The organism is Rhodopirellula europaea 6C, assembly GCF_000338295.1.
In the GTDB taxonomy this organism is placed as follows: Bacteria; Planctomycetota; Planctomycetia; order Pirellulales; family Pirellulaceae; genus Rhodopirellula; species Rhodopirellula europaea.
This window is the reverse complement of sequence record NZ_ANMO01000097.1, coordinates 217,890-238,649: the sequence shown is the minus strand read 5'-3', so window position 1 is coordinate 238,649 and position 20,760 is coordinate 217,890. Positions and strand designations below refer to the sequence as shown.

Annotated in this window: 13 protein-coding genes; 11 read left to right on the top strand and 2 right to left on the bottom strand. The window is 55.3% G+C overall.

The window, feature by feature from the left end; translation table 11 throughout:
• Positions 1–1,695: SBBP repeat-containing protein (locus RE6C_RS09560; protein WP_236618070.1), on the top strand; the 1,695-nt coding region annotated here is incomplete at its 5' end.
• Positions 1,696–1,953: 258 nt separating this feature from the next.
• On the opposite strand, the gene katG is transcribed toward RE6C_RS09560, so the two are convergent.
• Positions 1,954–4,527 (bottom strand): catalase/peroxidase HPI, encoded by a 2,574-nt coding sequence (katG, locus tag RE6C_RS09555; RefSeq protein WP_039961661.1) that lies wholly within the window; start codon positions 4,525–4,527, stop codon positions 1,954–1,956.
• A gap of 241 nt (positions 4,528–4,768) precedes the next feature.
• Here katG and RE6C_RS09550 point away from each other — a divergent pair, with 241 nt between their 5' ends.
• Both RE6C_RS09550 and RE6C_RS09545 read left to right on the top strand, forming a co-directional pair.
• The gene (locus tag RE6C_RS09550) at positions 4,769–8,230 is read left to right on the top strand and encodes an exo-alpha-sialidase (protein ID WP_008656025.1); all 3,462 of its coding nucleotides are present in this window, start codon (positions 4,769–4,771) and stop codon (positions 8,228–8,230) included.
• Between the two features lie 212 nt (positions 8,231–8,442).
• Positions 8,443–8,946, top strand: a complete 504-nt coding sequence (locus tag RE6C_RS09545; RefSeq protein ID WP_236618069.1) for a TFIIB-type zinc ribbon-containing protein — start codon at positions 8,443–8,445, stop codon at positions 8,944–8,946.
• A gap of 115 nt (positions 8,947–9,061) precedes the next feature.
• Here the strand turns inward: RE6C_RS09545 and RE6C_RS09540 are convergent, their stop codons facing one another.
• Positions 9,062–10,354, bottom strand: a complete 1,293-nt coding sequence (locus tag RE6C_RS09540; protein ID WP_008656023.1) for a PQQ-binding-like beta-propeller repeat protein — start codon at positions 10,352–10,354, stop codon at positions 9,062–9,064.
• Positions 10,355–10,547: 193 nt separating this feature from the next.
• Between RE6C_RS09540 and RE6C_RS09535 the strand changes: the two genes are divergently transcribed.
• From RE6C_RS09535 to RE6C_RS09500, 8 genes are all read left to right on the top strand, one after another.
• Complete coding sequence (locus tag RE6C_RS09535; RefSeq protein WP_008656020.1) at positions 10,548–11,843, top strand: beta propeller repeat protein; 1,296 nt, start codon at positions 10,548–10,550, stop codon at positions 11,841–11,843.
• A 54-nt stretch (positions 11,844–11,897) separates the two neighbouring features.
• Positions 11,898–13,034, top strand: a complete 1,137-nt coding sequence (locus RE6C_RS09530) for a prenyltransferase/squalene oxidase repeat-containing protein (protein ID WP_008656019.1) — start codon at positions 11,898–11,900, stop codon at positions 13,032–13,034.
• 259 nt (positions 13,035–13,293) lie between these two features.
• A complete protein-coding gene (locus RE6C_RS09525; protein WP_008656016.1) occupies positions 13,294–13,716 on the top strand; it encodes a hypothetical protein in 423 nt (140 codons plus the stop codon).
• A 116-nt stretch (positions 13,717–13,832) separates the two neighbouring features.
• Complete coding sequence (locus RE6C_RS09520; RefSeq protein WP_008656015.1) at positions 13,833–14,096, top strand: hypothetical protein; 264 nt, start codon at positions 13,833–13,835, stop codon at positions 14,094–14,096.
• Positions 14,097–14,140: 44 nt separating this feature from the next.
• Positions 14,141–15,928 (top strand): phosphoenolpyruvate--protein phosphotransferase, encoded by a 1,788-nt coding sequence (gene ptsP / locus RE6C_RS09515; RefSeq protein WP_008656014.1) that lies wholly within the window; start codon positions 14,141–14,143, stop codon positions 15,926–15,928.
• Positions 15,925–16,995: a glycoside hydrolase family 130 protein gene (locus tag RE6C_RS09510; protein ID WP_008656013.1), complete on the top strand. Its 1,071-nt coding sequence runs from the start codon at positions 15,925–15,927 to the stop codon at positions 16,993–16,995. The genes ptsP and RE6C_RS09510 overlap by 4 nt, the downstream gene beginning before the upstream one ends.
• Before the next feature lie 3 nt (positions 16,996–16,998).
• Complete coding sequence (locus RE6C_RS09505) at positions 16,999–19,275, top strand: glycosyltransferase family 4 protein (RefSeq protein WP_052034938.1); 2,277 nt, start codon at positions 16,999–17,001, stop codon at positions 19,273–19,275.
• Positions 19,276–19,281: 6 nt separating this feature from the next.
• Positions 19,282–20,727 (top strand): glycoside hydrolase family 130 protein, encoded by a 1,446-nt coding sequence (locus RE6C_RS09500; protein WP_008656010.1) that lies wholly within the window; start codon positions 19,282–19,284, stop codon positions 20,725–20,727.
• Positions 20,728–20,760: the final 33 nt, after the last annotated feature.

Sequence of the window (20,760 nt, the reverse complement as noted above, 5' to 3'; positions counted from 1 at the left end):
CTGCACGACCTCCATTGGAAACGGGGAGAGCATGACGCTTACCACTTCCGCGGATCAGTAACCTCAAACGACCCAGTAGACTCAGACAAAGGCCCAACCTTGAAACGTCCTCGACGCAAAATCGTGCCGTTGATCGCGGCTGTCATCGTCCACTGTCTGATCGCCGGAGTGACGAAGTCTGCTCCCGCGGCGGACTACCAAATCGCATTCTCGACCTTCTTTGGCGGCAGCGATTGGGAACATGCTCGTGACGTGGTCGTCGATTCCGATGGCAACGTGATCATCGTCGGTGGGACAGTTTCCAACGATTTCCCCACCACCGACCATGCGTTCCAGCGAACCCAGGATCGGTCAGGGACAAAGACCGACAGCGCCGGTCACTGCGATGCCTTTGTGTGTAAGTTTGCTCCAAACGGAACGTTGCTTTGGTCAACGCTGCTAGGAGGCCCCAATTACGACCGTGCATACGCGGTCGAAGTCGACCCGATGGACAACATCATCGTTGCCGGAAGAGCTGGGCCTGGATTCCCGGTATCCGATCAAGCGTTCCAGACAACATTCCAGGGATCCAAGCAAAGCATCTATGGAATGCAAAATGGATTTGTGACCAAGCTGAGTTCCGACGGTTCAACGGCGATCTGGAGCTCTTATGTCGGCGTCAATCAAATGTGTCGCGATGTTTCGGTCGATGCCGAAGGTTCAACCTACCTACCGCTTTGCTACACCGGAAACGGTCCCAAACCACCGATCCAATGGTTTGCGAACGCCTATCGCGATCAACCCATCGGTGGTTCCGATGTGGGCGCAATCAAAATCAGTCCGGATGGCCAAGACGTGATCTGGGCGACTTGGATGGGCGGTTCGGGCGAGGAGGTCGGAAATAGCGGACTGCGTCTGGACGACGACGGGAATGTCTTGCTCAACTTCACGACCAAGTCACCGGACGTGCCCACCACCGATAATGCTCACAAGCGAACCTACAGTGGAGGAGCCGATTCATTCATCGCAAAGCTCAGCCCCAACGGCAACAAACTGCTGTACGGAACCTACTTCGGTAGCTCGGGTGACGAAGAGGGCAACAGCACGCACAGCATGGCGGTGGACTCTTCGGGAAACGCTTATCTCGCCATCTCCACCACCAGCAAAGACTTGCCAGTGACATCGGGTGTGGTGCAATCAAAATTCGCCGGAGGCAACCGGGACATCGTGGTCGCGAAGTTTGATCCGCACGGTGGCTTGTTGCGATGCACGTACCTGGGCGGCACCGACAACGAAGGTCCCGATGGGGTCTACGCCGATAACCTCGGCAACGTTTTCTTCACAGGCAACGCTTCCTCGGCTGATTTCCCAGTGACCGCCAATGCGTTGCAATCAACCCTGGCCACTCCCAACGACGCGATTGCAGTCGTGTTGTCCGATGACTTTTCAAAGCTGAAGTTCAGCAGCTACATCGGAGGGGAGAGCTATGACGATGGCCGATCGTGTTACCTCGACAAGGCCGGCGATCTGTACATCACCGGTTCGACCAACGGCCCAGGCTGGCCGATGAAGTCCGCCCACCAACCGACCTTCGCTGGAGGCGGTGGTGGAAAAGAGTTGTGCTACAAAGGCGGCTGCTACGCAGGCGACGTGATTCTGGCAAAGATCAAACAAGTCACCGATCGCGAAGCAAAAACATCAGCCGAACGGCGTTAGCCGCGGTTCTCGCAACCACCGCGAATCGCATCGTTCTCGCGACCTCAGTCAACGCCTCAACCGGCGGTTATTCGTGCGTTTCCTTGCTACAACCGGGTCTAACGGCCGACGGCTAATAGGCTCGTGCGATTGTGACATCCCCCAATTAAAAACGCCGCGAAGGATCGCGGCGTTAGTGCAAAAAAACACTGGCCGCCCGGCATTTCACCGGACGACCAGCGCCTGTTTGCAAACAACAAATCGTCTCAGAAACTCAAATCACTTCGCAGCAACCTGTGTCTCTTTCGCGTCCGATTCCTTCACATCGAATCGATCCAGGTTCATGACCTTGGTCCATGCGGCGACAAAGTCCTCCACGAACTTTTGCTTCGCATCTTCGCTGGCGTAGACCTCCGCGATCCCTCGCAATTGCGAATTCGATCCGAACACCAAATCCACTCGGCTGGCGGTCCATTTCAAGTTCCCCGATTCGCGATCGCGTCCCTCAAAGAAGTGCTCACACATCGGTGACTGTTTCCAAACCGTATTCATGTCCAGCAAGTTGACGAAGAAGTCGTTCGTCAAAGCGCCGGGACGTTTGGTCAAAACACCCAAATCCTCCAGCGGACCAGCACCCGCATTGGTATCGAGGGCACGCAACCCGCCGACCAAGACGGTCATTTCGGGTGCGGTCAACGAGAGCAAGTTGGCTTTGTCGACCAGCATCTCTTCGGCAGGACGGTCCGCGTTGTGACCTTGGTAGTTTCGGAAACCATCGGCGATTGGCTTGAGCGGTTCAAAGCTTTCCACATCCGTCATTTCCTGAGTCGCATCGGTGCGACCAGGGGTGAACGGAACTTGGATCGCGTGCCCCGCCTTCATCGCCGCGGCTTCCACACCGGCACAGCCGCCCAGCACGATCAAGTCGGCCATCGAGACCTGCTTGCCGTCTTTGCGATTTGCGTTGAACTCCTTCTGCACACCTTCCAATGTGGCCAGAACACTCGCCAACTCAGCCGGCTCGTTCACTTCCCAATCCTTTTGTGGTGCCAATCGGATACGCGCCCCGTTGGCTCCGCCACGCATGTCGCTATTGCGGAAAGTCGATGCGGACGCCCAAGCCGTTGATACCAATTGCGACGATGTCAAATCCGTCGCAAGAATCTTTTGCTTCAGCTGTTCGATCTCTTTCGATCCGACCACGTCAAACGTCGCCTCGGGAATCGGGTCTTGCCACAATTGTGGTTCAGGAACACTGTCACCAAGCAATCGCGAAACCGGGCCCATATCACGGTGAGTGAGCTTGTACCAGGCTTTGGCAAACGCCTTTTCGAACTGCTCCGGATTGTCATGGAATCGACGCGAGATCTTGTTGTACTCCGGATCCATGCGAAGAGCCAAATCGGTCGTGAACATCATTGGCGCGTGTGACTTCGACGCGTCGTGAGCATCCGGCACGGTGCCCTTCGCGTTTTCGTCCGTTGGCGTCCACTGCCAAGCACCAGCGGGACTCTTGACGAGTTTCCATTCGTAACCAAACAGGTTTTCGAAGTAGCCGTGCGACCATTCGGCGGGAGTCGATGTCCATGCACCTTCCAAACCGCTGGTGATCGTGTCACCCGCGTTGCCGGTTCCGTGCGTGTTGATCCAGCCCAACCCTTGTGCGGCGAGGCCTTCACCTTCTGGTTCCACACCCATGTTTCCTTCCGGTGACGCCGCACCGTGTGCCTTGCCAAACGTGTGACCACCAGCGATCAACGCGACCGTTTCTTCGTCGTTCATCGCCATTCGGCCAAATGTCTCACGAATGTCCTTGGCCGCTGCGATCGGGTCAGGTTTGCCGTTGGGACCTTCCGGGTTCACGTAGATCAAACCCATCTGCACCGCCGCCAATGGGTTTTGCAAATCGCGATTGCCGCTGTAGCGTTTGTCGCCCAGCCACTCTGTTTCAGGCCCCCAGTAAACATCCTTCTGAGGTTCCCAAACATCTTCACGGCCGCCGGCAAAGCCAAACGTTTCGAAGCCCATGTCTTCGAGAGCACAGTTGCCGGTCAAGACCATCAAGTCAGCCCAAGAGATCTTGCTGCCGTACTTCTGCTTGATCGGCCAAAGCAAGCGACGTGCCTTGTCCAAGTTCGCGTTGTCCGGCCAACTGTTCAGCGGAGCAAAGCGTTGCGTCCCATCGGATGCACCACCGCGACCGTCCGATACACGGTAGGTACCTGCACTGTGCCAAGCCATGCGGATGAACAACGGACCGTAATGTCCATAGTCCGACGGCCACCAGTCTTGCGAAGTGTTCATCAACTCCTTGATGTCAGCTTTGACGGCGGCCAAGTCCAACGAATTGAACGCGGCGGCGTAGTCAAAGCCTTCTCCCATCGGGTTGCTCTTCATCGAATTTTGATGAAGCATGTCGAGGTTCAATTGATTCGGCCACCAATCGCCATTGCCCATCGCTCCGGACACGGTGTGCCGATTGGGGCCAGCCGGATTGCCCATCACGGGACACTTGCTGATCGCATCCGCTTGAGATGCCGAAGCGTTGGGTGCCGCTTCCTGAGCGACCAAACTGCCGGTGGCTGACGCCGCCAAGCAACCGAGAGTCAGCGTCAGTGGGCGAATGGAAACAGGGCCGCGAAACAGTCGCGTTGCAAATCGACGGCAAATCTGGGCCGTTGTTGGTTGTGGATTCATGTTGGTAAGTGTGGAATTCATCGTCCGCGTCCTCAAAAAAGTTGCAAACAGGTTCCAAGCAAATTCGCTTGGTGAAGTGGGGTCACGTACTAGTATCGGGCTGAGCCAAGAAACGTCCAATGCATTCACCGCATCCTCCCCATGCACCCGACGCATAGCAGCAAATCAGCGGTAGGGAGCCGATCTTCACGACACCACCAAAGTGCGGCAAATCACAGGTCGCAAACCGCCTTGACGCTCAAAATGCACTATCATGAGCATCCGATCGCCACCGCGATTCCCGCCTTTTTTCGCCCGCCCGTTTTGTTGCGTTCAGACAGTTCCGTCGCCTGTTTTTGTCGAGACAAAGACATCGTCGACCTGCCTCCGCAGCAAATCTCCGCCCAATGGAAGAGCGATGTCTCCGCCGAAACTGCCCAACCGCGTCCTGTCTGTCTTTCTGGCTGGCGTGCTAGTCTGCACCACCGCCTCCGCCCAGCGTCCACCAACTGGCGTTCCGAAAGGAGTTCAAAAAGTTCTGCGGATCGAACCACGCCCAGGCAACGGCCGCAACAGCGAAGGCGACTTCGTTCAGTTGAAGGACGGGCGACTGCTGCTGGTGTACACCAAGTTCATCGGCACCGGAGACCACGCGCCGGCAGCGTTGGTCTCGCGTCACTCGAGCGACAACGGCATCACCTGGACAACCGAAGACGCCTCGGTGATCGAACGCGGTGATGACGACGCGAATTTGATGTCTGTGTCTTTGCTGCGTTTGCAAGATGGCCGCATCGGTTTGTTCTATATCCGCAAGTACGATCCTACGCCGGAAGCGAAGCACCTGTTCTTGGATGACATCTTGATGCGAACCAGCTCGGACGAAGGAGACACTTGGTCCGAACCGACTCGCATCGTGCCCAAAGACACACCTTCTTACAGCGTGCTGAACAACGACCGCGTGATTCAACTTCGCAGCGGTCGACTGATCGTGCCATTGGCGGTTCACTATCGAGTCGGTTGGCCAGGCTACCGGAAGTCGGCCGAGATTGTTTGCTACCTGTCGGACGATCAAGGCAAGACGTGGAAACGTAGCCAATCCGCGTTGACATCAGAATCACTTGCACAGGAACCGGGTGTCGTTGAACTCAGCGACGATCGCCTGATGATGTTTTGCCGCAGCAGCAACGCCCAGCTGCTTTCCTACTCGGACGACCAAGGCGACTTTTGGTCGGACTTCACACCGTCCTCCTTCACTCAGCCAACCGTTTCGCCCGCATCGATCGAGCGAATTCAATCGACCGGCGATTTGCTGATGCTGTGGAACAACGGCGACGACGAACTGGCAAAGAAACAACCCGTTGGTCGACGGCCTTTCACCGCGGCAATTTCAAAGGATGACGGAAAGACTTGGCAGAACATCCAAAACGTCGGAACCGATCCCGAAGGCTGGTACTGCTACACCGCGATCGAGTTCGTCGGCGATCATGTCTTGCTGGCGCACTGCGAGTACCCACGGCTGAACTCGTTGCAAATCACACGAATTCCAGTCGCTTGGTTCTATCAAGACGAACCTGTATCAGTCAAAACGCCGGCTGATTCCCAATCAGCACCGCTGGACTACTCGGTGTCACTTGAAGTCGCCCATGAAGGGTTTGATGGCAAGGAATGTTGGGTGCATGCTCGCGTTGGAACTGTTCCCAATGCAGACGGCGATCCCACTGCCGTCATGACCACCCAAAAGTTGCTGCTGTCGGGATCGGATGTCTTCTACCGTCTGCATGAATCCAGAAAACCAACCGAGTCAGATTCATGGTCGGAACTCCGCCCCATCGATTCCTTTTCACGACAAAAGGTGGAAGGCGATGACATGCCACGCGGTGGAGAAGGTGCCGAGGCGTTGTTGCAGGATGGCGACGAAACGACCGTATGCGACTTCGTCCCGCAGTGGCACGCGGCCAGTCAACGTCTGTTGGGAATTGGACAAACAGTTTGGTATCGCAACAACCGAGTGATGCATGTTCGTCCGCGAGGCGTTGCGTACGCTGTCATGAATCCTAGCAATTCAAATTGGAATGATTGGAAAATCCTCGAACTGCCTGACGAGCCCCAGTTTCAAAGTGCGGGCTCGGGCAGCGTCCAACGAGTCGACTTGCCCGGCGGAGACGTCCTGTTGCCGATCTATTGCAAACGCCCCGAACAAAAGCAGTACTCTTCGCTAGTCGTGCGATGTCGCTTCGACGGCGAAACACTCCACTACATCGAACATGGCAACGCGCTGACGATTCCCGTCGAAAGAGGCATGGCCGAACCATCGCTGACGCACTACGACGGTCGCTACTACATGACCCTCCGAAATGACCAACATGGATATGTCGCAACCAGCGATGATGGCCTGCATTTCGAAGAACCACAACGTTGGCAATTCGATGACGGCGAAGACCTAGGCAGCTACAACACCCAACAACACTGGGTAACGCATAGCAACGGTCTGTTCTTGGTCTACACGCGGCGTGGTGCAAACAACGACCACGTGTTTCGACACCGTGCTCCGCTGTTCATCGCTCAGGTGAATCCTGAGACTCTACGCGTGATTCGCTCCACCGAACGAGTTCTGGTTCCCGAGCACGGTGCACGGCTGGGTAATTTCGGCGTGACCCGCGTTTCCAAAGATGAGACCTGGGTCTCAGTGACTGAATGGATGCAGCCCGCTGGAGTCGAGAAGCATGGCAGCAACAATCGAATCTTCATCGCGAAACTGAAGTGGATCCAACCGAACAACCTCGCATCGATGACCAACAATCCGGGAATCAACGTCGAGCCGACCGCCTATTGCAAACCGCCACGCGCGATGGCGCATGAACTCGGTGAATATCGTTCGCCGCTGATCTTTGAAGACGGAACGAAAGTCACCGAGGCGAGCCAATGGCCGCAAAGACGTGAAGAGATCCGATCGCGTTGGGAATCCTTGCTGGGAAAGTGGCCGGAGCCGATCGCCGATCCTCAAGTCACGATCTCAAAGACCGACCAACTCGATTCGGTGACGAAGCACACCATCCAATTCCAATGGACTCCCGGTGAAAAGACGAACGCGTATCTACTGGTTCCCAAAACCAACCGTCCCGCCGATCACAACCTGCCAGCGGTCCTTTCGGTCTACTACGAACCCGAGACCGCTATCAGCCAGGGCAAACCGCATCGTGACTTTGCGTTGCAATTGGCTCGCCGCGGATTTGTGACGCTCTCCATTGGCACCACCGAAGCGACGAAAGCAAAGACGTATTCGTTGTATCACCCATCGATCGACGATGCGTCGGTGCAGCCGTTGTCGATGCTCGCCTATGCCGCGGCGACGGCATCGCAAGTTTTGGCGGACCGACCCGAAGTCGACCAGAAGCGGATTGGCGTCGTGGGCCATTCCTTCGGCGGCAAATGGGCGATGTTCGCCGCTTGTCTTTCCGAACGATTTGCCTGTGGGGCTTGGTCAGATCCTGGCATTGTTTTCGATGAATCGATGTCAGGTGTGAACTACTGGGAACCGTGGTATCTGGGATATCACCCCAAACCCTGGCGTAAACGCGGACTGATCACCCAGGACAACCCGGCTCGCGGGCTGTACCCACGACTGGTCGCCGAGGGTCATGACTTGCACGAACTACACGCTTTGATGGCACCGCGTCCGTTTCTCGTCTCGGGTGGGTCGGCTGATCCGATTCATCGCTGGATGGCACTGAATCATTCCGTCGCGGTCAACGCTTTGCTCGGACACGATGATCGAGTCGCAATGACCAACCGTGCCGATCACTCGCCGAACGAGGATTCCAACTCGGTCTTGTACGCATTCTTCGAAAAACACTTGGCGTCACAAGACACTTCCTTGTGACGGATGCCCCGGGGCGGACCAGCGAATCGAACCACGATTCCGTAAATCCCGTTTCTTCGTCACAGTCGAACCGCACGAACTGTTGCGTCGCGTTTGCTTGAGACCGCACTCGAAAAGACGCACACATCCGAGTGATCCGTGACCAACGCTTCGAAATACAAAGCCTGCAGGCCAGGTCATTTCGAATCAGTTGGATTGTGGAAGACAAATCGATGAATTGCGGATCATGCGGTGCCCCCGTCACACGAATGGGACGATCTGGACGTTACTACTGCGACTATTGCGAATGCGCCGCGGTCGCGAATCCGCTGAATGATTCCATCGATGGGCTCGTGCTGACCGGCACCACCACAGAAACACCCTGTTTGACCTGCGACCACACTCATCTAGAACTCGGATCGCTCGGCAAGCATCCCATCCAAGGATGCAGACGGTGCCAGGGCGTCCTGCTGAATCGCTCCACATTCGCCATGTTGATTCGCGAGCGACGAGAATCTTACGAAGGCCCCGATCGAACCGGCGAGTTTGATCCCGCGTTGGATGGTCCCCGCGATCACCATTCCCGGTTGAATTGTCCCAAGTGCTGCACACTGATGGACTCGTTCTTTTACGCCGGCCCCGGGCGCGTCGCCATTGACTCATGCAGTCGATGCGAAAGCGTTTGGCTTGACTGCGGCGAGATCACATCCATCACCGAAGCCCCCGGACTTCGCTGAGACGACCTGTTTGCGAACGTCTCAACTGAAGCCGCCTGGGCCTTCGCGAGTGGTGAGACAGGCCGTCAGGCACAACCACACTCGCAACCCGGCAGCCAGTCAATCGCGGATCGCTTTACTCTTCGATCCGATAGATCGCATCGGCGGTACGGATGAACAAAGCGTTTCCGTCAACCGCCGCAGATGCAAGCGTGCGTTCTCCAAGATCATTCTCCGCCAAAACCTTGTAGTCAGGCCCCGCCGCGATGACGGTCGTCAGTCCTGATTCGTTGGTGTAGTAGATCTTGTCGTCGACCATCACGGGCGAAGCCGAAAAGCCTCCGCCGACACGCTTTTTGTAAACGATGTCACCGGTGGCGGCCTCCACGCACATCGCGATTCCATCGTCGCTGATGGAATAGATCCATTCCTCATCAGCCAACATGGATGGTGTGTGCGGAACGTTCTTTTTGAGAGACCACTTGAGATGCGTGTCCGTGACATCACCTTCGCCGGTTGGATCGATCGCAAGCATGCTGGGTGTGTCGTAGCTGGTCGACAGGAAAACCAATCCATTGTGATAGATCGGTTTGGGAATCACCGAGTACCCGGAATACAACAATTGCCAAATCACTCGCCCATCGTCGGGAGAGATCGATAGCACGCAGTCGCTTCCTGGTGCGATGACTTGCGTTTGACCATTCACGGAAATCAAAGCCGGAGTGCAGAAAGAAAACTTTCGGCTCGCATCGTTCGGGCGATCCACCTCCCAAACAACCTCGCCCGTGTTTGCATCCAACGCGACCACCTTCGGATCGCTTGCACCATCGCAGGTGAAGATCAACTTGTCATCAACCAACACCGGCGTGCCACCGTTGCCGTGAACCGGTTTGAAGAACAGATCCCGATTCTTCCAAATGACGTTGCCTTCTAAATCAACGCAAGCCGTCCCCTGGTAACCAAAGTGCACAAAAACGCGCTCACCATCAACGATGGGAGTCGGGCTGGCGTGCGAATTCTTCTTGTGAATCTTCGGGCTCTTCTCAGCCGTCTGCCGCATCAGCGAAACGGTCTTCAAGACATCGCCGTTCTTCGCATCCAAAACGATCAATGACAAATCAAAGTCAGGCGATTTGGAATCACCGGCCTCACCAGCCGGGATTGCAGCGGACAAATAAATTCGTCCGTCCGAGACAACCGGCGATGACCAACCCTGGCCGGGCAACGGAGTTCGGAATGCAATGTTCGTATCACGCGACCATTCAGTCGGAACGTTGGAGGTCGCTTCAGCGATCCCGTTGCCAGACGGACCTCGAAATCTCGACCATCCCTCAGCAGCAACCTGAGAGCTGGGCGATCCGAGAATGCCGAAGGAAATCAACAATGAGAAGACAGAGGTTGCGAGATGGAATGAACGGATCTTGGTCATAGAAAGATGGCAGCAAGGATGTTGTAAATATGGAATCGCGAATCGTCGTTGCGAATGCTTCGAGTTCAACAAAAATCAAAACAGTTGGTCGAACCATCATAGCCGATGTTCGGTCGGGTAGAATCAGCATCCCGAGCAAGGAAACATCGCTGCGGGCAGCATTGACCGACACCCCAGTTCAAAAGAATGCTTGATGAGTAAAGAAGCAAACCCGAACGAATCCGTGCCACTGACTCGGCGAAGTTGGTTGCTGGCGACCGCGGCCAGTGGCAGCGTACTGTTGCAAGGAAGCGACGCTGTTTCGGCGGACAACACAGAATTATCTTCGACGCCTCACTTCTGGTACCGGTTGGCGCCCGAGGGGCCCTACATCGATTCCCAAAGAGACAACAAGGCATTTGGATTTGGTCAAGGCAAGATCTACTTGTCCGAAGACAACGGTCACACTTGGCCGCACGACGCCATTTTTCGCGATGCGGAAAACATCACGTTCAGTTGCATCCTCGGGAACGGAAACGTCCTGTTCGCGACACGAACGCGATTGTTTCTCAGCACCGACAAACTGAAAACGTACAAGGAAGTTGTCGTTCAAGACACCGACGGCAGCGACTACGTTCCCCATCAACCGCTCGTTCCGGCAAATCCGGGCTGGTACTTTCATCCGCTCGATGGAGTTCATACCTGGGACGTGAACGGATCGGAAATGTTGGTGTGGGGCAATTACTGCAATGTTCTAGGCGGCGCCGTTCCGGTCAACATTTACTATTCGACTGATCAAGGCGAGACCGTCAAAATTGCCTACTCATTCGGTCAGAGTCCAACGTTCCAACAACCCGGCGCTGGTCCTGACGATCTACTCGGCGATCCAGACAATCCGGTCGTCTGCCGGCATATCCACTGTGTGACTTACAATCCTGCCGAGAACGCTTTCTACGCCTGCACGGGCGACCACGATCGCACCGATGCCGCCGGCAACAACCACCAGGAATGCCACTGGCTTCGCGGCACCTACGACGCAACGAACGATGCGTGGGATTGGACGGTGTTGGTGTCCGTCAATTCGAACTCTCGATACAAATCCGGCGGAATCAACTTCGTCGACGGGCAACTCCACTGGGCCGCCGATGCCAACGGAAAGAACGGCACGATGCCGCACGACCGCGGCATCTTCCGTTGTGCGCCGGAGGATCTCGCGGATCCAACTAAACACGAACTGCTGTTCAACCCGCACTACGAATCCGCCAACATGATCATCGAAGATGGCGTGATCCTGTCGGCCCACTACGCTCCCGCATCGCCTTACGCAACGGGAATCATCTATTCACCGGACTTGGGCAAGACATGGGTTCAATACGACCTCAAAGAGTTCGGCCAAAGAAGTGCAATCCGGTTCCACAAGAAAAACAGCGACGACTGGTTTCGCGTCGATTTACGGAAAGGCTGGATCGAACGCGGCGAAGTCCTGTTCATCAAACCCAAAACAATTTGACGCCGTTCCGGAAAATCTTCCCTGCATCCGAACCACACAAGCGAACCCGATCAGATGGGATTCAAACCTTCCCACCGAACCATGGCAAGAACGGCCTTTGCGTTTCTCGTCTCATTCGCACTCACCTGGCCGATGTTTGCCCATGCGCAAACAGACATCGTCACGTTCGATTCTGTTCCCGACAATCGTGATTCGATCGATGCCGACGAGCCGATCGCGGAATCGTTCTCTGCCAAACAAGCGGCAATCTATCTTGATCGTGCTTCGCTGACTTGGCAGAAAGAAAAGAAGTGTGTCACCTGCCACACCAACATGCCCTACATGTTCGCCCGTCCCGCATTGGCATCGGTGCAAAAGGATTCCGGCGAAGTCCGTGAGTTCTTTGAACGGTATCGAACCGAGCGTTGGAAGAAGAAGGCACCCATGGAAGGACAAGGATTCTGGGTGATCGTTGTGGCCGCCGGGTTGACGTTCAGCGACATGCAAACGACCGGGCACCTGAGCCCGATCACGCGCGATTTGCTCGACTTTTTATGGACCACGCAACGCGCCGATGGCGGATGGGACTGGCCCGATTGCGACTACGCTCCGATGGAGATCGATGATCACTTTGGAGTTACGCTGGCGGCGCTGACCGTTGGCATCGCACCTGACGGATACGCGGAAACGGAAGCCGCGAAGGCGGGCATTGCGAAGTTGCGAACCTACTTCAACAACAACCCGCCAAAGTCGCTGCACCATCGTGCGATGATCGCATGGTGTTCCCGGCGAATCGACGGCCTCATGACTGCGGACGACCGGCAAAGAACCGTGGAGGAATTGCTCTCGAAACAGTTGCCGGACGGCGGCTGGTCCACGGCCGGCTTCTTAACTGATTGGAATGGACTGGAACGCAACGACGGCGAACCACTCGACACACAAATTAGCGACGGATACGGGACCGGATTGGTGATCGTGATCAGTCGGGAATTGGGAAGTCCCGCCAGCGATCGACGCTTGGAGAAGGGAATCCAATGGTTGCTCGCCAATCAACGTCAAAGTGGAAAGTGGTTCACTCGCTCGCCCGTCAACGACGCCGGCAATCTGATTTCCAACACAGGAACTGCCTACGCGGTCCTCGCACTTCAAAGCTGCGGTGAGCTCCCCGGCTGGCCGTTTGAATCTCCAACGTCCATTCCCTCAACGAATTGAACGAGAGCCCAACGTTTTTGCGAATTTTCCGCGAAGGTGGCTTTCGCCCCCATCGTTGTTTTTGCGATTGTCTTGGTTAGGAATCGTGGTAGCCTGCAACGTTGGCCTGCGCGAAGCGTGCATTTAGGTGCCGCCAGCTGTTTCATCGCATCCGCGACTGCAAACTCCCTTTTCGCGATCCGCAGTTCGTTTTTGTCGTAGATTCTCTACGCCAGACAAGCCGCAGCAGGCCTATCGATGGCCTAAGGAGGCGATCTTAGTGGATGGTACTTCCAACACACCACGCTATGTCTTGAACGACGCAGCGTTTCCAGCCTGTCCCTCTCTGACGGAAACTTCGCCGCAGGACCACCCGATCGTCATCTATGGGTTCTCCAACAAGTCCCAATATGACGTCTTCCTCAAAGCGAGCTCATTGGCATTGACGCCATATCCGTTGGTCAAACGTTTTCTAGAAAAGCATGTCGACCAGAACGCGGACGAGATGAAGCTGGTTGTGGTCGACGCAGACTCACCGACTCAGCCGTCCGTCCACGCCGCAACCTTCCAAAATGTTCTCGAAGCGATTCGGCTCGGATCTGAAACGGTCAACCTTACTCATAAGTTGATCCTGGACCCAACAGCCTCGACGTATCGAGTGGAGTCATTCTCGCTCACCGCTTCAAGTGAGCCAGCGGCGTGAACGGCAAACATGCCGCTCATCTTCGGCCCGAAGAACCAGCAAATATGCTGAACCAATCGATCGAACGAATCCGCTCGGTTTGCTTGGCATTGCGTTTGAGCGATCGAAGGTAAGCGTTGATCGAATTCATCGGCGGGCCGTTCGACGGACATCAGCAACCATCGGCACATGGTTTACACGCATCCGAAATCCTGTGTTTCATCACGAAAGACACGTTTAGGCAACTTCATCGCTCTGAAAATCGCGAATCGTCAAGCGGTAGTACGCTGACGAGCGTTGCCCTGTACGAACTCGATGCGGTCTCCGATCCGCCGACTTATCGGCACGCTGGCTCCATCGGCGGCCAATCCTTCGCTGAAGTGATCGCCGAACTCAGTTGATACGAGCACGACTGGCCGCATCAGAATCTCATAGGAAAAATGGAATGGAACGCATGGAAGGGAACTCGCTATCGACCGGACTCGCCAAAGGAGTCGCTGTCGTATTGGGCTATGAACTGCAACGCACGATCACGCTGCCGACAGAGAACACGTCTGACTCCATTTCACGGTCCAAAGTTTCCGACGAATGCGACCGAATGGACGATGCACTTGAAAAGTCCAAACAAGATCTCGACGACCTCAAGTCGATCGCCACAGACAGAACCTCCATCTCGTCGGCAATTGACTTGGTCTCCGCCCATGCGTCGATGGCGGGTGAGATCGCGTCATTGGTTAAAGATCGAATCTCCCACGATCTCGTCGGCGTCGAAGGTGCATTGGACTCTGTGATCTGCCAAACCGTCGGACGATTGGCCAAAATCGACAACGACTACCTTCGCGAACGTGAGACGGACGTGCGTGACATTGGTCAACGCATGAAACGGCATCTCATGGGGATGACAGCGCCCCACCTGGATGCACTTCCCAAAGATGCGATCATCGTCACTCAAGAGCTTGCACCATCCGATGCGATTGCGTTGGCAGACTCAGGGATCGTCACTCAAGTCGGCGGCAATCTCGGGCACACCGCGATCATCGCTCGATCGATGGGAATTCCTGCCGTCTCGGGGATCGCCAACGCGACTCAGCGAATCACGAGCGGGATGATGCTCTTGATCGATGGCGAGGCGGGCATCGTCATCGCCAATCCTGGTGAACAGGAACTGTCTGAATTCGATTCGCGATTGGCTGAAGCGGACCGCGACCTGGATGCACTTCAATCCAATCATTCCGACCCGGCTTCCATTTCTACATGCCAAACGCTCGACGGCATGGAGATAACACTCTATGGCAACGTTGGACTGTCCTCCGATCTCGACCAAGTTCTTGCTCACGGGCTGGCAGGAGTCGGCCTGTTCCGCACCGAATTTCTCTACCTGCAATCTGAACACCGACCAGACACCGAATCCCAACGTCGTATCTATGCGCAGATGTCCGATCGTTTGGGCGACCGACCATTGGTCATCCGGACGTTTGATTTTGGAGGCGACAAGCTGCCTCCGTTTTTGTCGAAAGACGAAAACGTGGATGCATCCAGTCTGAGTCTGCGCGGCCTCCGATTTTCGCTGGCAGAAAAGGATTTGCTGCGTTCCCAACTGAATGCGATCGTCCATGTCGCTCAACAGTCCGACGTCAGCATCTTGTTCCCGATGGTGATCGGGGGCCATGACTTTGCTCAAGCAATCGAGATGGTCGACGATGTTGTCGAAGCGTCCAATGCATTCAGGCGGCCTCAAATCGGTGCCATGATCGAAACGCCCGCAGCCTTGTTCTGCCTGGACGAGATCCTTGAACTGGCTGACTTCATTGCGATCGGCACCAACGACCTGACTCAGTACTTGCTGGCTGCTGATCGAGAGCTTTCGGCCGAAAGCGATCAGGTAACCGCGATGCACCCTGCTGTTTTGCGAGCGATCCATCAAATTGCCGCAGCTGCAAAACGCTGGGACCGGCCCATTTGTGTTTGCGGCGAAGAAGCCGGTGATCCTGAATTCGCTGAACTGCTGATCGGACTCGGAATCCGAGAACTCAGTGTCAGTGCCTCACGGTCCGAAAGTCTTCGAAAGGCCATTGCTCAAATCGATTCAACCAAAGCGTGCGATCTTGTTCAGCGGGCTCAAGACTGTCGCTCTTCAAATGAGGTTCGGAAACTGCTCAGATCAGCGAAACAATCCGAAACGTTTGAAGACTTAGACAGCCAGTCGATCGATGCGATCAAGGCGTGCTCATGATCGAGCGTCAAGCCGAAACCGTGATTCTGCGTCCCAGTGACATTCAACCATCGCAAGATGATCTTCGAGTCGTTGGCGTCTTCAATCCGGCAGTTACGTCGTTCGGCGATCGGCTTGTGATGCTAGCCCGGGTTGCTGAATCACCAACTGAAGTCCGAAAGGGCTGGACACCTTTGCCTCGTTTCGCCCCAACCGGAACAACGCAAATCGATTGGGTTAAGAACGATGACCTAGTGGTCGTTGATGCCCGAGTCGTTGGGATGAAGAGCAACGGTGACTTGCGTTTGACATCCGCTTCTCATTTGCAACTCTTTCAAACAACCAACCAAGACGGCGTGAACTGGCAATTTGTCACGACGATCTTCCCGGATAGTCGTTGGGAAGAATATGGCATCGAAGACGCGCGTTTGACACAAATTGGAAACACCTTTTGGATCACCTATGTCGCGGTCTCTCGATCGGGTGCCGCGACCGCACTGATGTCGTCGAACGACCTAGTGAACTTCCAACGGCACGGGATCATCTTCCCCAGCGAAAACAAGGATGTCGTGCTGTTTCCCGAATTGATTGGGGACGACTTCGTCGCATTGCACCGCCCGAATCCGCACTCCCACTTTCGCCCTCCGCAAATCTGGATGGCTCGTTCGCCTGACATGATTCACTGGGGCCGACACGAACTTGTTCTCGATGGTTTGCATGATTGGGAAGGTGACCGCGTCGGAAGCGGAACGCCACCAATTCTTTGCGACGAAGGTTGGCTGACGCTCTATCACGGTTGCACTCGCCCAAGCAAAGCCGGAACCGTGGGACGCTATTCTGCTGGAGCACTCCTGCTAGACCGCGAGTATCCCGATCGAGTTTTGGGCCGTTCCGCACAACCGGTCCTGCAACCTATCCGGCACCACGAACGCCACGGCTTTGTTCCCAACGTTGTCTTCCCCGCCGCAATGATGGATCTGGGCGACAACCTTCAAATCTTCTACGGAGCAGCCGACGCCTGTGTGGCATCGGTTCAGCTCTCAAAGCAATCCGTTTTGGATTCGCTCGAACGCAATCCCCACGAATAAACAATGTCAATGATTTCCAATGATCTTCCAAAAATAGCCTTCGTTGGCGACTACCTGCCACGAAAATGTGGCATCGCAACGTTCACACATGACCTGCGTCTCGGCGTTGCGAGAGAAACCTGCGCCGAATGCATCGTTGTGACACTCGACGACATCGAAGGCGGCTACGCTTATGAAAGCGAAGTCCAATTTCAAGTCGCCGATCAGGAACTGGATGAATACCAATCGGCCGCTGACTTTTTGAACTTCAGCAACGTGGATGTCATCTCGCTGCAGCATGAATTTGGCATCTTTGGTGGCCCCTGTGGCAGCCATATTCTCGCACTCCTGCAAGACGTCCGGATGCCGGTCGTCACAACCCTTCACACGGTTCTGTCCGAACCAAGCGAAGCCCAGCGTGCCGTGATGATGCAACTCATTCGTCTGTCCACTCGATTGGTCGTGATGACTGAACGAAGCCGACAAACATTGCTGGATACCTATTCGGTCGAAAGCGAACAGATCGACGTGATTGCTCACGGCATTCCGGACGCTCCTGAAACCGATCAAAGCGTTCTGAAGGAACAATTCGGTGTCGAAGACAAACCCGTCGCTCTGACTTTTGGGTTGTTGTCACCGGGAAAAGGGATCGAGCACGTACTCAAAGCCATCCCGGAAATCGTCGCCAAATTCCCGGACTTCATTTACATCATTTTGGGTGCCACTCATCCCAGTCTGCTCCGCGAACAAGGCGAACGCTATCGGATCAGCCTGGAGCGAATGGCAAAGGAACTGGGCGTTTCCAAACATGTCAGTTTCTACAACCGATTTGTCGAATTGGAGGAATTGACCGAATTCATTGGTGCCGCCGACCTGTACATCACGCCCTACCTGAACGTCGAACAAGCCGTCTCGGGAACGCTGGCGTACGCTTTCGGATGTGGTCAAGCGGTCATTTCGACACCCTATTGGCATGCCGAAGAATTGCTCGCCGATGGACGAGGAGTGCTGGTCCCCTTTGCGGATCCATCCGCGATTGCTCGCGAAGTGATCGGACTACTCAGCGATGACGAACGACGCTTGGCAATGCGTGACAAAGCCTACGATCTGGGGCGAGACATGACGTGGGAACACGTTTCTCAGCTATACATCGACTCATTCAACCGGGCTCGTGAACAACGAACTTCGTCGTTGAAACCCTTAGCCGTCCGCACCCTGGACGAGCAACCTTTGGCACTGCCGCAAATGCAGCTCGACCACTTGCAGCACCTCAGCGACTCGACCGGGATCGTCCAACATGCCATCTATTCGATTCCGGATCATGCGCACGGCTATTGCACCGATGACAACGCTCGGGCCCTGATCTTAACGGTGTTGCTAGAAGAACAAGGCAAAGACTCGACCGAAGTACGGTCGTTGGCTTCGCGCTACGCTGCCTTTCTCAACAACGCCTTCAATCGAGAAACCAATCGCTTTCGCAACTTTCTCAGCTTCGATCGGCAATGGTTGGAAACTGACGGTTCAGACGATTCCCAGGGCCGCGCCTTGTGGGCACTAGGAACATGCATTGGTCGATCAAGCAACGCTGGATTGGTTGCCTGGGCGCGAGAAGTGTTTCACCAAGCACTTCCGGCCTGTGAAAAAACCACCTCGCCGCGAACCTGGGCACTCGCGATCATCGGCATTCACGAATACCTCCGCCGTTACAGTGGCGATCGTGTTGCCGCGGCGATGAGCCAGCAGCTCGCTGAACGATTGGCCGACATGCATGACTCCACCGCCACCGACGCGTGGCCGTGGTTTGAAAAGATCGCAACCTACAACAATGCCAAAATTTCTCAGGCAATGATCACGCACGGGCGTTGGTTCGATCATCCACGAGTCGCGGACATTGGTATGAAGTCTTTGCGATGGCTCTGCGAAGTTCAGCTTTCACCACAAGGACGTTTTCGTCCGATCGGTTCGAACGGCTTCAGTCCCGAGGGCGGCGTCGCGGCCGTGTTCGACCAGCAAGCGATCGAGGCTCACGCCATGGTGTCCGCATCCATCGAAGCCTTCGCTGCCACCAAAGACAAGTTCTGGTCCGATCAAGCGCACTTGGCATTCGATTGGTTCCTGGGACGCAATGATCTCGGCCAACCGATTTACGACCCTTCCACCGGCGGCTGCTTCGACGGATTGATGGAAAACCAAGTCAATGCGAATCAGGGTGCCGAATCAACACTCGCGTTTCTTCTTTCACTCGCCGAGATGCGAGGCCTTCATACCACCATGCGTGTCGTCGCCAACCCAACTCACTGAACTATCTTGCCAATCAAACGAACCGGAATCGTTCTCTCGCCCAATAGTCAACGCGTCGTACTGCGACCGTTCCAGCCAACGGGTGACGATCGCGTGCTGCGCATCATCGGACGTGTCTGCACGCTATCCGAATTGGAGGTCAGCCAACAAATCGCTCTCGTGTTGGAAGAGTTCCACGGTCGGCATCAAAAGCCTAAAGCTTACTTCGAACGAAGATTTCGTGACCTCAAGCATCATCTGCTGACCGACACGCCCATGAGTGAGAACCGGCGTTTGCTTTTGGGTGCGTACTTCACTCAAGAATACGCGTTGGAATCGGCTGCCCTGTTCAACCCCTCACTCGTTTGGCACCCCGACCAATCCGATTTGCCCTCCGGTTCGCGTCGCTTTGCGATGAGCCTGCGAGCGGTTGGCGAAGGCCACATTTCATCCATCGTCTTTCGAAGCGGCACCATCGATCGCAATCTTTCCATTGAGATCGACGAACCGGTGCGATTCGTCACGACACCCCGATACGTTCCTGACTCTTGCTACGAAAACGACCTCTTTCGACGCAAGCTGATCGAACTGGGACTCGGTAACACCTTCACCTACGAGGTACTAGCGGCCCTGCCGACCGAATTCACACTCGAGGAACTAGAAACGCGATTGCAAGCATCGCTGCGCGAACACCGTTCGATTCACAACGAACTGGCACCGCTGGTGGACCGCGTTGTGATGCTCGCAAAATCAAATTACGAAATCCAATACACACCGGATCACGAACTCTCCGAAAGGGTCGTTTTCCCATTCAGTCCAACGGAAAGCAATGGAATCGAAGACGCACGGTTCGTGCACTTCACGGAAGACGATGGCAGCACTCGGTATTACGCGACCTACAGTGCTTACGATGGGCAATTGGTACTGCCTCAGCTTTTGGAAACGAAGGATTTTCTTCGCTTCAAGATGCATACCCTCAACGGACCTGCCGTCGCCAACAAAGGCATGGCATTGTTCCCTCGAAAAATCAATGGTCACTACGCGATGTTGGGCCGGCAGGATGGGGAACATCTGTTCTTGATGTACTCCGACATGCTGTATTTCTGGCACACCAGCGAATTGATCATCAAACCGGCGGAACCTTGGGAATACGTCCAAATGGGCAATTGCGGATCACCCATTGAGACGGACGCCGGTTGGCTGGTCCTGACACACGGTGTCGGACCGATGCGAAAGTACTGCATCGGAGCGATGTTGCTGGACCTGAATGATCCATCAAAAGTCATCGCACGACTGCATGAACCCTTGGTCACTCCCAACGAACTCGAACGTGAAGGTTACGTGCCCAATGTGGTCTACACGTGTGGTGCGATCATTCATCAAGACCACCTGGTCATTCCCTACGCGATGTCGGACTACGCGACGACCTTCGCCACCATCGAAATCAATGAACTGCTCGCAATGATGAACTGACAAACTGGTTCTCGCTCGTGGCTACGCAGGCAG